The following is a 13,349-nucleotide window of genomic DNA, read 5'->3' on the forward strand; positions in this document are numbered from 1 at the left end:
AAAAGGATCCTACTATTGGATCCTTTTTTCTTTTATTACATATAATTAAATTCCTAAGATAAGGGATAAAACCAATGAAAAAAGCCGCTCTCCTTTCCATTACTTTGCTCGGCTTAACCGCTTGTAGCCAAGGAGTCACAACCATGACGGATCGTTCGCAATCACCTTGTGGTGACAAACCAAACTGCGTCTCCACCCAAGACACGCGTGAAGAATACAACCTAACACCATTCACCCTAACCGAATCCACGAACATCGATGCAATTGAGCAAGTGGCGCTTGAACTGCCAGGCGCGAAGACAGCCGTTAAAGAAGGCAATTATCTACGTATCGAATGCACATCTAAAATAATGCGCTTTGTGGACGATTTAGAGCTTAAGATCGAAGGCGACCAGCTTACTGTTCGTTCTGAATCTCGCGTTGGCTATTCAGACTTTGGCGTGAACCGTAAGCGTGCTGAACAATTACGTTCACTGTTGGCGAATGCTGAGTTAATCAAATAACGACCACATATTGGTGCAGAGTGGTATACTCTCGCCAACTTAAATTTTTATCGAAAGAGAGTGTTATGAAAGTTGGTATCATCGGTGCGATGGAACAAGAAGTCACCATCCTGAAAGAAGCAATGACAAACTGCCAAACAGTAAGCAAAGCAGGTTGTACGTTTTTCTCTGGTCAGATTAACGACGTTGATGTGGTACTGCTTCAATCTGGCATCGGTAAAGTAGCGGCTGCAGTAGGCACAACTATTCTGCTAGACGAGTACCAACCAGATGTGGTTATCAACACTGGCTCTGCGGGTGGCTTCGATTCAAGCCTAAACCTAGGCGACGTTGTAATCTCAACAGAAGTTCGTCACCACGATGCAGACGTAACTGCGTTTGGCTACGAAATGGGTCAAATGGCAGGCCAACCAGCGGCATTCAAAGCGGATGAGAAGTTAATGGACCTTGCTGAAAAAGCACTGGCTCAGATGGAAAACACTCACGCCGTTCGCGGCCTGATCTGTACTGGTGATGCTTTTGTTTGCACAGCAGAACGCCAAGAGTTTATCCGTAAACACTTCCCTTCAGTTATCGCTGTAGAAATGGAAGCATCTGCTATCGCTCAAACTTGCCACCAATTCAACACACCGTTTGTTGTTGTTCGTGCTATCTCTGACGTAGCAGACAAAGAATCACCAATGAGCTTCGAAGAGTTCCTACCGCTAGCAGCGAAAAGCTCTTCAGAAATGGTATGCAAAATGTTGGAACTGACTAAGTAAGTCCCCAGAATTTCATGGAAGAAATATTTCAACAGCTCTATGCCAATGGTGCGCTCCTCGTCATGTGGGGCGCATTACTATTCCACTTATTAATCCCCATTCCTCACGCAGCTCATCCTGTAACGTTGTGGCATAAATTCGCAGAACAACTGGCGAACAAAGTTAATAACAACCACAGCTACTCACAAAGCATTCTCTCTGGCGGACTCGCACTGCTTCTTATGCTTGTACCCTGCTTGATATTACTGCTCGCGATGAAGCCCTTAGTTTGGCAAGCGCCCTTATTTGAGTTGGCATTACTGCTGATTGCTCTTGACTGGCGGAACAACGAGTCACTTGCTAAACAACTAGTCACCGCGATGTCGAATGAGAACAAAGTGCAGTGCCGAGCACTACTCAAGCCTTACCTTAATCGAGATACCGAGAGCTTGTCACTGCTTGGCATTGGTAAAGCAGGCGCAGAGACCATCATCATGGGCTACGGACGTAACGTTGTGTGCGTGTTGTTCTGGTATGGATTGACTGGTGGAATTGGCGCATTAATGTATCGCCTAACGGCAGAGCTCGCTCGTGCTTGGTCCCCAAGTCGCCGTCAGTATTCACCTTTTGGTAAGCCTGCTATTCAGCTAACGGCTGCATTGGAGATTGTTCCTTTACGCTTATTTGCCGTCTTCATTAGCACGGGTAAAAACCTATCGAGTGTTTCGACTGCCATGCTTCAACAAGCGAAGTCTTGGCCACTTCCAGGGCCTGCTTGGTTGTTGTGCTCGATTGGTAACAAGCTTCAATTGTCACTTGGCGGCCCAGCGCTGTACCAAGGTCAACGAGCTGAACGAGCGAAAATTGGTGGTCGTATAGCGCCATCTGCTATTCATTTGGCACAAATCCAAACCCTCATTGTATGGCGTATTTTTGCTTGGATCATTATCCAAAGCCTGATTCTCGGACTCATTTATCAAGGACTATGATGAACAAACTTTGCTTTGCTCTTCCTCTTATCTTCTCTGCTGCTTCTTTTGCCAATGAACCAGTTCAACGCGTCATCAGCCTGGCACCACACTCAACAGAAATCGCCTATGCTGCAGGTCTTGGTGACAAACTGATTGCCGTCAGCGAGATGAGTGACTACCCCGAGCAAGCTAAAGATTTAGAGAAAGTATCAAACTATCAAGGCATCAAGTTAGAGCGCATCATTGCCCTTCAACCCGATTTAGTTATCGCTTGGCCTGCAGGTAATCCAGCCAAAGAACTTGAAAAGCTCAAGCAGTTTGGCATTCCTATCTACTACTCAACTACTGGAACGTTAGAAGACATCGCTACGAACATTGAGCAACTTAGCCAGTACAGTGAGAAGCCAGAAGTTGGGCAAAAAGCCGCCGCAGAATTCCGCGCGCAGTTAGAAGCGTTAAAAGAAAAATACAATACCGGGGATAAAGTCAGTTACTTCTATCAATTAAGCGAGAAGCCGATCATCACCGTTGCGGGTAAGAACTGGCCAAGTGAAGTCTTCACCTTCTGTGGTGGTGAGAATATCTTTGCTAAAGGCAGTGCCCCTTACCCACAAGTCAGCATCGAGCAAGTGATTACTCGCCAACCCGAAGTCCTGTTTACCTCTCGCCATGCCATGAGTAATGATGGCATTTGGGCTGAGTGGAAAAACGACATCCCAGCATTAAAGAACAACCATGTTTGGTCACTCAATTCAGATTGGATCAACCGCCCAACCTCAAGAACCTTAAACGCGATCACAGAGGTGTGTGAACACTTTGAAACCGTTCGGCAAAAACGCTAACGTTTTCGTTGGAAATCCCGTACAATTTCCGTCCCATTTCTGTTCCCCCACAATTTGTTTAAAAGGTACCAAGTAACATGGACTCCATGCTGCTTTATATGATCGATTTATTCGGTACTGCTGTCTTTGCGGTTTCTGGCGTTTTACTCGCAGGCCGATTAAAGATGGATCCTTTCGGTGTGATCGTACTCGGTAGTGTGACAGCTATTGGCGGCGGCACTATTCGTGATATGGCGCTCGGGGCAACCCCGGTCTTCTGGATCACTGACACCACTTATCTTTGGGTAATTTTCATCACTTGTTTGCTCACGATGATTCTCATTCGTCGCCCTAAGCGCTTGCCCTGGTGGGTGCTTCCTGTATGCGATGCTATTGGCTTGGCGGTATTCGTCGGTATCGGTGTCGAGAAAGCCCTAGCCTACAATGCATCAGGCATGGTAGCGGTGATCATGGGCGTCATTACTGGCTGTGGTGGCGGTATTATTCGTGATGTGCTGGCTCGCGAGGTACCCATGGTACTGCGAAGTGAAGTCTATGCGACCGCATGTATCATAGGCGGAATTTTCCATACAACGGCATTGAGTATGGGACACGACCATTCAGTCGCCCTACTCGCAGGTGTCATCTCAACCTTGATTATTCGACTTGGTGCGATTCGCTGGCACTTGTCACTGCCAACCTTTGCTATCAATCGCTGATCGATACCAATCAATTTACGCAAAAGAGCCGACTGAAACGTCGGCTCTTTTTGTTTGGAAAATCACCTGTCGCTTCTCATCTCAAGCTTGGCTATATTAGGCCTATTATTCCCAACATTCATGGATAGACATGTTACTGGAAGGTATCGAAACACTCTTGGTATTGAGTAAAGAAAAGACCATGAGTCGTACTGGAAGTCAGCTTTACATCAGTCAATCAGCAGTCAGCAAACGGATTGCGAACCTAGAAAAAAAACTAGGGAAGAAGTTGATAGAACCAAGTGGTCGCCATATAAAGCTCACTTCAGATGCTATAGCACTAATAAGCACTATCGAGCCTACATTTAATGAGTTGCGTGGTCAGATACATGACCAACAAGAGCTCGAAGATTCGTCATTGATAAAAATGGACTGTTCGGAAACGTTGGTAGCAGGTTACCTCAGTTTGATCATGGAAGAGCGCTTAGCCCAAGATCCATACCTAAGAATTTCAACCAACCATACGCCACGAATCGTAGAAAACGTAAAATCAGGCAAAGCCACTCTTGGATTCTGCGCGGGTTACTTACCTCCTCATCATGGTTTGATGAGTTATCATCTAGCAGATGAGCCTTTCTCTATCATAAGCAGGCATGAGCTCACAAAGATGCCAAAAGCAATTCTGACCAATGACTTAAATAATCCAGCCAACACTTATCAGCAGGCCGTGCTCTCTAAACACAATATCCAGCCTTTAATGGAAATGGATTCGTACACGGCAGCAGCACAATTAGCGTTAGGTGGTATGGCGCCAGCTCTAATTCCAAGATCGATCATTAAAACACTGAATATAGCGGAGGAGTACTGTTACAACTTCGAGGAACTCGCCCCCTTGATTCGTCCAATACACATCTGCCTACGCCACAACGCCTATCGTAATGAACGAGTTAAAACAGTGATAGAAGCCATTGTTGATGTTGTTGCCAAAGAAGTTTCGCCGCCATCAGCATTGACATAGTTATAACTAAAGGTCGAATCCACTTTTGGCCTTTGGTCACCACTACTTTGGCACCAAGCTGAGCACCAATAAAGCCTCCCACAGCCATGGTCAGACCGATTTCCCACACAGGCAAGCCAGCAAGAATAAAGAACAGCAGAGCCGCGATATTTGAGGTGAAGTTTAGAATCTTAGTACGAGCGGTCGCATCAACCAACGAGAAGTGACCAAGTGCGACAAAGCAAAGCGCAAAGATAGAGCCAGTACCTGGACCAAAAAAGCCATCGTAAAAGCCCACGCCGCCACCGACGCACAAAGCGAACATCGCTTCAGAGAGCTTTGGCTCCCCTTCCGCGGCTTTCGAAGTTGAAGAGAGCAAAAAATAGAGTGAGATCGCGATCAGCAAGACAGGGATAAGACTAGTGAGCACACCGGCATCAATAAACTGCACAGCCTCTGCGCCAATAGCGGAACCAATAAAGGTGCATAGAATCGCTAAGCGCATCTCTTTAAGGCTAACAATGCCATTACGCACAAAGTACCAACTGGCAGAAAAGCTTCCAAACGAGCTTTGGAGTTTGTTGGTCGCCAATGCCTGAGTAGGACTTAAGCCTGCGGCCAACAAAGCAGGCAGCGTCAAGAGACCACCACCTCCCGCCATCGCATCAATAAATCCCGCAGCGGATGCGACAAAAAACAGGGCAATTAAGATTTCGAACGTAACTTCCACTTGTGCGTCCTTGTAAATATTTGTAACTAAGATGAGGCAACGATAGCACTGCCAAGCAAACGCACAAAAGGAAACTCAAGACACTAACCTATTCCATATTTTCATCAATTAGAGCACGGTTAGAAAAAGCAACTCAAAAACACGAATGAAAAAATGAAGTTTAGAGTACCGTCGCAAAAACAATCCCAAACTTGAGAAGATGAACCGAAGCAAAGGTATAAAACTAGATGCTTAACATTGTTCTATATCATCATTCTTTAGAAACAACGAATGCAGGATGCAAACCAACTAATGAGTAGTTACCCACTAAAACACAGCAACAGTCGAAGTACAGCTTCATACAATAGCGCTTATCCTCTAAGTGAGAGAAAAAGAAGTGACAAAGAAGTCGTTATTTTTTCTTTAGATAGTTTCGATATCATAGTTAAACATTATATCAAAGACAAAATAAGGCTAACTCGTTGGGAAAACATTAAATCAACGTTTGAAAACTCAGCTGGATATTTTGCTACAGGGCAAGACCTAGTATTCATATCTACCCTAGCAAATTACTTGTACGGGAATAATAGTACGATAGTTGTCAAGAACTACTCTGGAGCACCGCACATTATAGTGACAGGCTCACCAGCTATCAAAGTCAAGATAAAAGGAGTTGCTAAATTATTACCTACACCAACAGTTGCAAAATTTGCAGTTGGGCCTGAAGCTGCTCTTAACTCGATAAAAAGTGGTGGTGTTATCACGATAATCCTTTTGAGCTCATACAGAGTTGTTGATTACTTCTTAGGTGATAAGCAGACTCTTTCGAAGCTATTAGGAACTATAGCGAGTGATATAATTAAGGTTGGACTTTCATCAGCTGCCGCTGCCATATTTGTTAATTTTGCGGCTTCTGTTGCTGGTGTAACTGTGACTTTAAGTGCTGGACCTATTCTTGCAGCCATTGTAATAAGTAGCGCTGTTGGCCTTTATCTAAATAAGGAAGATCAGGATAAAGGCTTAACTCAAAAGCTAATTCGTTCTATTGACAACCATATAGAGAGCATAAATAGAAGCATAAAAAGTGACATAGAAGAAGAACACAACGAAACTATCAGAAGAGCTCATTCAATGGTATTTTCTCAAAACATGAGCAAAGGACTACTATGATGACGCATGGTAACTACGATAGAAAACAAGCATTGTTCTACTTGATATTCTTACTCATATCATCAACCTCTCTATTTATATACTCACTAAAAGGAATAAGTGGCTTCTATGACAATATAACCACTAAAAGTGAAATAGCAACTTTTGATCAAGTATATGTATATATGCTTGGAGCGAGTTTCATTCTTTTTGAATGCTTGAGAATACTTGTTATCTCAATTATATCAAATAACTTTGTAACTAAGAGCCAATTCAAAAAATCAAGTAAGATTTTTTTAGCACTCTCCATAACTACTTTTTTATCATTATACCCTGCAACTATCTTAGCTGATGTATTTGCTAAGTCTAATAACTATACATTTAGCAAAGACGAATCGACTTACAATATTTTACTGGAAAAAAGAGCATACAAAATAAATAAGTAAGTAGAGTTTTTTATAACTACACACTGATAGAGCTCAGCATGTGGAGCACTGATCTAATTATGAATTACTTCGTAGTGTCGGACACATACCGAATTTCAGTTTAAAAATTAAAGAGAGTCACATGACTAAAATGGTTCTCCCTGTAGCTTTATATCTATGCTTGATCATTGGTCTAGCAATAAGCCTAAGCATCTGGAATGAGTGGTTTTCTATCACTCAACAAATGGAACTCGATACTTATTTCATTCTCTTCGGTACCATAACTGCAGCAGTAATATGTGTGCCAAACATTCTGACGATAAGTAAGGGCTTGAGTATTGCAGCGAAAGTAAACTTGCTCACCATTGCATTTATTCTGGTTACTTGCAGCGCTAATTTTGTTATTACAAATGGCAGTACTATTGCTTCATCTTTAGGGACGTTACTTTCAGTTATCAGTTTGATGCTATACAAAAGTCCGCTCTACCAAGCTTTCTTAGCGCATTTCAATTCTCTCCATTTTAAGAAACCTTAAAGACAAAAAAAGCCCGCTCAAATGAGCGGGCAATGAGGTTGTCATATAAGCCCTATTTTTCGGGCTTACTGATTTTTATCTATTACGCTTCTAGGCTAGCTTTCACTTTTGCGTGTAGCTCTTGAACCGAAGTTACTGTGCTCTTCGCATCTGCCGTATGTGCCATACAAGTTGCGAATGCAGCGTTTAGCGTTGTCGTGTAGTTCACTTTCTCAGCCAGTGCGCCGCGACGCAGAACTTTAGAGTCTTCAATCGCTTGACGACCAGCAGCCGTGTTTACGATGTAGGTGTACTCGTTGTTCTTGATACGGTCAAGAATGTGAGGGCGACCTTCGTGTACTTTGTTTACTAGACGTGGGTTAATACCCGCTTCACCAAGAATGACAGCGGTACCGTGTGTTGCATCCAACTGGTAACCAAGTTTTGTCAACTTAGACGCTAGGTCTACAACGCGCTCTTTGTCACCTGCACGAACAGACAGTAGTGCACGACCACCTTCTGGGTAAATGTTGCCACAACCCAATTCTGCTTTCGCGTAAGCTTCTGCAAACGTAGCACCAACACCCATAACCTCACCAGTAGAGCGCATTTCTGGGCCTAACAGTGGGTCAACACCAGGGAACTTGTTGAATGGAAGTACAACTTCTTTCACTGAGTAGTAAGGTGGGATGATTTCTTTCGTAAATCCTTGAGCTTCAAGCGATTGACCCGCCATTACACGCGCAGCAATCTTAGCGATTGGTGCACCTGTCGCTTTAGATACGAACGGTACTGTACGCGCTGCACGAGGGTTCACCTCGATTAGGTATACTTGGTTGTTCTTAACCGCGAACTGCGTGTTCATCAGACCACGAACACCCAACTCGAACGCTAGCTTTTCAACTTGCTCGCGCATTACGTCTTGGATTTCTTGGCTTAGCGTGTATGCAGGAAGAGAACATGCTGAGTCACCAGAGTGAACACCCGCTTGTTCGATGTGCTCCATGATACCGCCGATAACCACACGCTCACCGTCACAGATAGCATCGATATCGACTTCAACTGCGTCGTCTAGGAAGCTATCTAGTAGAACTGGAGATTCGTTTGATACGCTTACTGCTTCGTTGAAGTAGCGACGTAGGTCTTGCTCATCGTATACGATTTCCATCGCACGACCACCAAGTACGTAAGAAGGACGTACAACCAGTGGGTAACCGATTTCACGAGATTTCTCTACCGCTTGCTCCATCGTCGTTACTGTCGCGTTTTCTGGCTGTAGAAGACCTAGACGGTCAACAGCAACTTGGAAACGCTCACGGTCTTCTGCACGGTCGATTGCATCTGGGCTAGTACCGATGATTGGCACGCCAGCCGCTTCAAGTGCACGAGCCAGTTTAAGTGGTGTTTGACCACCGTACTGAACGATAACGCCTTTTGGCTTCTCAACACGAGCGATTGCTAGTACGTCTTCCAGTGTTACTGGTTCGAAGTACAGACGGTCAGACGTGTCGTAGTCCGTAGAAACAGTCTCAGGGTTACAGTTAACCATGATAGTTTCGTAGCCATCTTCACGCAGTGCTAGCGATGCGTGTACACAACAGTAGTCAAATTCGATACCTTGGCCGATACGGTTTGGACCGCCGCCTAGAATCATGATCTTGTCTTTGTCTGTTGGGTTCGCTTCACACTCGTCATCGTAAGATGAGTACATGTAAGCTGTATCAGAAGAGAACTCAGCCGCACACGTATCAACGCGCTTGTACACTGGGTGGATGTCGTACTGGTCACGTAGACGACGGATTTCGCTTTCCGCAACACCTAGAATCTTAGATAGACGTGCATCAGCAAAACCTTTGCGCTTCAGCTTGTTAAGTTCTTCTTTGTTTAGACCAGCGAAGCCTTTTGCTTTTAGCTCTTGCTCAAGCTTCACGATGTCTTCGATTTGAACTAGGAACCAACGGTCGATTTGCGTTAGGTTGAATACGCCATCTACTGACATACCCGCACGGAATGCATCCGCGATGTACCAAATACGCTCTGCGCCTGCTTCTTTCAGCTCATGGCGGATTTTCGTCAGTGCGTCTGGTGCATCTAGGTCTACCATCTCATCAAAGCCTGTCGCGCCAACTTCTAGGCCGCGAAGTGCTTTCTGTAGTGATTCTTGTTGGTTACGACCAATTGCCATTACCTCACCAACTGACTTCATTTGCGTCGTTAGACGGTCGTTAGCACCAGCAAATTTCTCGAAGTTAAAGCGAGGAATCTTAGTTACTACGTAGTCGATTGTTGGTTCGAATGATGCTGGCGTAGCGCCGCCAGTAATGTCGTTCATTAGCTCGTCTAGCGTAAAGCCAACTGCCAGTTTCGCAGCAATCTTAGCGATTGGGAAACCTGTTGCTTTTGAAGCTAGAGCAGAAGAGCGAGATACACGTGGGTTCATCTCGATGATAACCATACGGCCATCTTTCGGGTTGATACCAAACTGTACGTTAGAACCACCAGTTTCAACGCCAATCTCACGCAGTACTGCTAGAGATGCGTTACGCATTAGCTGGTATTCTTTGTCTGTTAGTGTTTGCGCAGGCGCAACCGTGATTGAGTCACCCGTGTGGATGCCCATTGGGTCAAAGTTTTCAATCGCACATACGATGATACAGTTGTCCGCTTTGTCACGAACCACTTCCATCTCGTACTCTTTCCAACCGATAAGAGATTCATCGATAAGAAGTTCGTTGGTTGGAGATAGGTCCAAGCCACGACGACAGATTTCTTCGAACTCTTCTTTGTTGTATGCGATACCACCACCAGTACCACCCATAGTAAATGATGGACGGATGATACAAGGGAAGCCAACCATATCGAGTACAGCGTAAGCTTCTTCCATCGTTTTTGCAGTATCTGCACGTGGACACTCAAGGCCGATAGACTTCATCGCTTTATCGAAACGAGAACGGTCTTCCGCTTTGTCGATTGCGTCAGCAGTCGCACCAATCATCTCAACGCCGAACTCTTCAAGAACACCGTGCTTCTCTAGGTCTAGTGCACAGTTCAATGCAGTTTGACCACCCATTGTTGGTAGTACTGCATCCGGCTTTTCTTTCGCGATGATGTTGCGAACCACTTCCCATTGGATTGGCTCGATGTAAGTTGCATCCGCCATGTCTGGGTCAGTCATGATGGTTGCAGGGTTAGAGTTTACTAGGATAACTCGGTAACCCTCTTCACGCAGTGCTTTACACGCTTGTGCGCCAGAGTAGTCAAACTCACATGCCTGACCGATAACAATCGGACCAGCACCAAGAATAAGAATACTTTGAATGTCAGTACGTTTTGGCATTATCTACTACTCCGAATTAAGCGCTGTGTTTTTTGATTAGTTCGATAAAGTGGTCAAATAGCGGTGCCGCGTCGTGTGGACCTGGGCTCGCTTCAGGGTGACCTTGGAAGCTAAATGCTGGCTTGTCTGTGCGGTGAATACCTTGTAGAGAGCCATCAAATAGCGATACGTGAGTAGCACGTAGATTTTCAGGTAGTGTTGCTTCGTCTGCTGCAAAACCGTGGTTCTGCGACGTAATCATCACAACATTACGCTCCAAATCTTTTACTGGGTGGTTTGCGCCGTGGTGACCAAACTTCATTTTCACTGTTTGTGCACCCGATGCTAGCGCAAGGATTTGGTGGCCTAGACAGATACCAAAGATTGGCAGGCCTTTTTCTAGGAATACTTTTGTCGCTTCAATCGCGTAAGTACATGGTTCTGGGTCACCAGGGCCGTTTGATAGGAAAACGCCATCTGGGTTTAGAGCCAGAACTTCTTCTGCTGAAGTTTCAGCAGGAACAACCGTTAGGCGGCAGCCTCGGTCAACCAACATGCGCAGGATGTTGCGTTTTGCGCCGAAGTCGTAGGCAACAACGTGATATGGCAATTCGCTGTCGTCTTTCGCTTCTGGAAGTCCACCCTCAAGCGTCCACGAACCTTGTTTCCATTGATACGCTTCTTTTGTTGTAACCTCTTTCGCAAGATCCATTCCTTTCAAGCCAGGGAATTCTTTTGCTTTCGCTAGTGCCAAAGCTTCGTCTAGATTGTTACCAGCTACGATACAACCGTTTTGAGCACCTTTTTCACGCAGGATACGAGTTAGCTTACGCGTGTCGATGTCTGCAATGCCGACGATGTTTTGCGACTTGAGGTAATCAGAAAGGGATTGTTCATTACGGAAGTTAGAAGCGATAAGAGGGAGATCGCGAATCACAAGGCCTTGTGCGTGGATTGAAGAAGATTCTTCGTCTTCGGAATTGGTTCCGGTATTGCCTATGTGAGGATAAGTAAGAGTAACGATTTGTTGAGAATAGGAAGGATCAGTGAGAATTTCTTGGTACCCCGTCATCGAGGTATTAAAAACAACTTCACCAACGGAAATACCATCTGCTCCAATGGAAACACCGCGGAACACTGTCCCATCTTCTAGGACTAACAGTGCTAATTTACCCAAGACAACCTCCAGAATAAAAATGCATAAAAAATAAATTAAGCTGCAAATTTGCCTTCCTTTACCTTGATTATTTACATAAACAGGTATTTTTGACAAATTGGCGGTATTCTAAAGACGGACTTGGAAACTGTCAACACACATTGAAAAATAAATTAGTACTTTCTAGCGAGTAAGGGCATTTCAACAGAAAAAGCCCTAAAAAAGTAAGTTTTACTTACCTACACATCAGTTGCCATGACTTTTTTGTGAATTTTACAAATTTGAACTTATTACAGATCACAAAATTTTCCGAGTTTTTTGCGCAAACGTTCATCCAGCAAAATCAACTATCATTTTTGAGCATTACACACAAATAAACAGTTAAACCACCCAAAAAACCAACCAAACTATCGATAACACGCGCATCGCACGTACTCATTTCATTTACATAATTTTCTTCAAATACAAAAAAGCCGGCTTACGCCGGCGAATAATTATGTACTTAAAGCTCATTCAACCCGAGGACATCGGTCATGGTATAAAAGCCCGCTGGTTTAGAATGTAACCAAACTGCGGCCTTTACAGCACCATTAGCAAAGGTCATACGATCCGTTGCTTTGTGGGTAATTTCGACACGCTCACCGATATCAGCAAACATTGCAGTATGCTCACCGACGATATCACCAGCGCGGATAGTCGCAAAACCGATCTCATCTTTGGTACGTTCGCCCGTGATACCTTCACGTGCATATACCGCAACGTCACTCAGTTTGTTACCCATCGCGCCAGCAATGGCTTCCCCCATACCAATCGCGGTACCAGACGGAGCATCAACTTTATGACGGTGATGCGCTTCTACGATTTCTATATCACAGTAATCGCCCATCACTTTGGCTGCTTTTTCAAGAAGCTTAAAGACTAGGTTCACACCTACAGAGTAGTTCGGAGCCATAACAACAGGAATTTGCTTTGCTGCTTCATCAATCAGGTCACGTTCTTCTTCACTAAAGCCCGTAGTACCGATGACAATGCTTTTACCATGTTGTTTACACAGCTCTAGATTCGCTAACGTGCTCACTGGAGCAGTAAAATCGATTACAACGTCAAAGTTGTCGACTTCCTTGGCTAAATCATCCGTCAGAAAGACATCAAACTTACCTTCACCACACAGTTCACCTACATCAACACCAACTAGAGACGATTCTGGACGTTCAGAACCAGCAGTAACGGATGCTTCTGGATTGATATGTGATGCTTTAACTAGATTGCGACCCATACGGCCGGCAGCTCCTGCGATTGCAATACGAACCATTGCGCTTTCTCTCCTTCTCTGGATAAACGAGGCTTACC

At 44.7% G+C, this 13,349-nt stretch carries 13 protein-coding genes; 9 read left to right on the plus strand and 4 right to left on the minus strand.

The window, feature by feature from the left end; translation table 11 throughout:
• Positions 1 to 74 precede the first annotated feature (74 nt).
• The 6 genes from GXP65_RS06225 to GXP65_RS06250 all read left to right on the plus strand — a co-directional run bounded on the left by GXP65_RS06225 (position 75) and on the right by GXP65_RS06250 (position 4,751).
• Positions 75 to 503 carry a DUF1499 domain-containing protein gene (locus tag GXP65_RS06225; protein WP_162092316.1) on the plus strand — a complete coding sequence of 143 codons (429 nt, stop codon included), beginning with the start codon at positions 75 to 77 and terminating at the stop codon, positions 501 to 503.
• A gap of 65 nt (positions 504 to 568) precedes the next feature.
• On the plus strand, positions 569 to 1,264 hold the full coding sequence (mtnN, locus tag GXP65_RS06230) for a 5'-methylthioadenosine/S-adenosylhomocysteine nucleosidase (protein ID WP_005436177.1): 696 nt from the start codon (positions 569 to 571) through the stop codon (positions 1,262 to 1,264).
• Positions 1,265 to 1,278: 14 nt separating this feature from the next.
• On the plus strand, positions 1,279 to 2,232 hold the full coding sequence (locus GXP65_RS06235; protein ID WP_162092317.1) for a cobalamin biosynthesis family protein: 954 nt from the start codon (positions 1,279 to 1,281) through the stop codon (positions 2,230 to 2,232).
• On the plus strand, positions 2,232 to 3,056 hold the full coding sequence (gene btuF, locus GXP65_RS06240) for a vitamin B12 ABC transporter substrate-binding protein BtuF (RefSeq protein ID WP_162092340.1): 825 nt from the start codon (positions 2,232 to 2,234) through the stop codon (positions 3,054 to 3,056). The genes GXP65_RS06235 and btuF overlap by 1 nt, the downstream gene beginning before the upstream one ends.
• 77 nt (positions 3,057 to 3,133) lie before the next feature.
• Entirely contained in the window at positions 3,134 to 3,754 is a 621-nt protein-coding gene (locus tag GXP65_RS06245) for a TRIC cation channel family protein (protein ID WP_005425397.1), read from the plus strand.
• Positions 3,755 to 3,884: 130 nt separating this feature from the next.
• Complete coding sequence (locus GXP65_RS06250) at positions 3,885 to 4,751, plus strand: LysR family transcriptional regulator (protein WP_071234956.1); 867 nt, start codon at positions 3,885 to 3,887, stop codon at positions 4,749 to 4,751.
• Here the strand turns inward: GXP65_RS06250 and GXP65_RS06255 are convergent.
• On the minus strand, positions 4,681 to 5,460 hold the full coding sequence (locus tag GXP65_RS06255; protein WP_162092318.1) for a TSUP family transporter: 780 nt from the start codon (positions 5,458 to 5,460) through the stop codon (positions 4,681 to 4,683). The genes GXP65_RS06250 and GXP65_RS06255 overlap by 71 nt on opposite strands.
• A gap of 270 nt (positions 5,461 to 5,730) precedes the next feature.
• Between GXP65_RS06255 and GXP65_RS06260 the strand changes: the two genes are divergently transcribed.
• The 3 genes from GXP65_RS06260 to GXP65_RS06270 all read left to right on the plus strand — a co-directional run bounded on the left by GXP65_RS06260 (position 5,731) and on the right by GXP65_RS06270 (position 7,548).
• A complete protein-coding gene (locus GXP65_RS06260) occupies positions 5,731 to 6,609 on the plus strand; it encodes a hypothetical protein (RefSeq protein WP_224727121.1) in 879 nt (292 codons plus the stop codon).
• A complete protein-coding gene (locus GXP65_RS06265) occupies positions 6,606 to 7,034 on the plus strand; it encodes a hypothetical protein (protein ID WP_158652654.1) in 429 nt (142 codons plus the stop codon). The genes GXP65_RS06260 and GXP65_RS06265 overlap by 4 nt, the downstream gene beginning before the upstream one ends.
• A gap of 121 nt (positions 7,035 to 7,155) precedes the next feature.
• Complete coding sequence (locus GXP65_RS06270; protein ID WP_162860253.1) at positions 7,156 to 7,548, plus strand: hypothetical protein; 393 nt, start codon at positions 7,156 to 7,158, stop codon at positions 7,546 to 7,548.
• A gap of 82 nt (positions 7,549 to 7,630) precedes the next feature.
• Here the strand turns inward: GXP65_RS06270 and carB are convergent, their stop codons facing one another.
• The 3 genes from carB to dapB form a co-directional block, all read right to left on the minus strand.
• Positions 7,631 to 10,864, minus strand: a complete 3,234-nt coding sequence (gene carB, locus GXP65_RS06275; RefSeq protein WP_005436162.1) for a carbamoyl-phosphate synthase large subunit — start codon at positions 10,862 to 10,864, stop codon at positions 7,631 to 7,633.
• Between the two features lie 16 nt (positions 10,865 to 10,880).
• On the minus strand, positions 10,881 to 12,020 hold the full coding sequence (gene carA, locus GXP65_RS06280) for a glutamine-hydrolyzing carbamoyl-phosphate synthase small subunit (RefSeq protein WP_010445883.1): 1,140 nt from the start codon (positions 12,018 to 12,020) through the stop codon (positions 10,881 to 10,883).
• A gap of 481 nt (positions 12,021 to 12,501) precedes the next feature.
• Positions 12,502 to 13,311, minus strand: a complete 810-nt coding sequence (gene dapB / locus GXP65_RS06285) for a 4-hydroxy-tetrahydrodipicolinate reductase (protein WP_005425407.1) — start codon at positions 13,309 to 13,311, stop codon at positions 12,502 to 12,504.
• Positions 13,312 to 13,349 lie beyond the last annotated feature (38 nt).

Origin of the sequence: Vibrio sp. LB10LO1, assembly GCF_010092875.1 — a bacterium.
In the GTDB taxonomy this organism is placed as follows: Bacteria; Pseudomonadota; Gammaproteobacteria; order Enterobacterales; family Vibrionaceae; genus Vibrio; species Vibrio campbellii.

Coding starts and splice junctions, on each gene's coding strand:
- GXP65_RS06245 (WP_005425397.1), top strand. CDS start 3,134: ATGGACTCCATGCTGCTTTATATGATCGATTTATTCGGTACTGCTGTC.
- GXP65_RS06270 (WP_162860253.1), top strand. CDS start 7,156: ATGACTAAAATGGTTCTCCCTGTAGCTTTATATCTATGCTTGATCATT.
- GXP65_RS06260 (WP_224727121.1), top strand. CDS start 5,731: ATGCAGGATGCAAACCAACTAATGAGTAGTTACCCACTAAAACACAGC.
- GXP65_RS06250 (WP_071234956.1), top strand. CDS start 3,885: ATGTTACTGGAAGGTATCGAAACACTCTTGGTATTGAGTAAAGAAAAG.
- mtnN (WP_005436177.1), top strand. CDS start 569: ATGAAAGTTGGTATCATCGGTGCGATGGAACAAGAAGTCACCATCCTG.
- carB (WP_005436162.1), bottom strand. CDS start 10,864: ATGCCAAAACGTACTGACATTCAAAGTATTCTTATTCTTGGTGCTGGT.
- btuF (WP_162092340.1), top strand. CDS start 2,232: ATGAACAAACTTTGCTTTGCTCTTCCTCTTATCTTCTCTGCTGCTTCT.
- GXP65_RS06265 (WP_158652654.1), top strand. CDS start 6,606: ATGATGACGCATGGTAACTACGATAGAAAACAAGCATTGTTCTACTTG.
- GXP65_RS06225 (WP_162092316.1), top strand. CDS start 75: ATGAAAAAAGCCGCTCTCCTTTCCATTACTTTGCTCGGCTTAACCGCT.
- dapB (WP_005425407.1), bottom strand. CDS start 13,311: ATGGTTCGTATTGCAATCGCAGGAGCTGCCGGCCGTATGGGTCGCAAT.
- GXP65_RS06235 (WP_162092317.1), top strand. CDS start 1,279: ATGGAAGAAATATTTCAACAGCTCTATGCCAATGGTGCGCTCCTCGTC.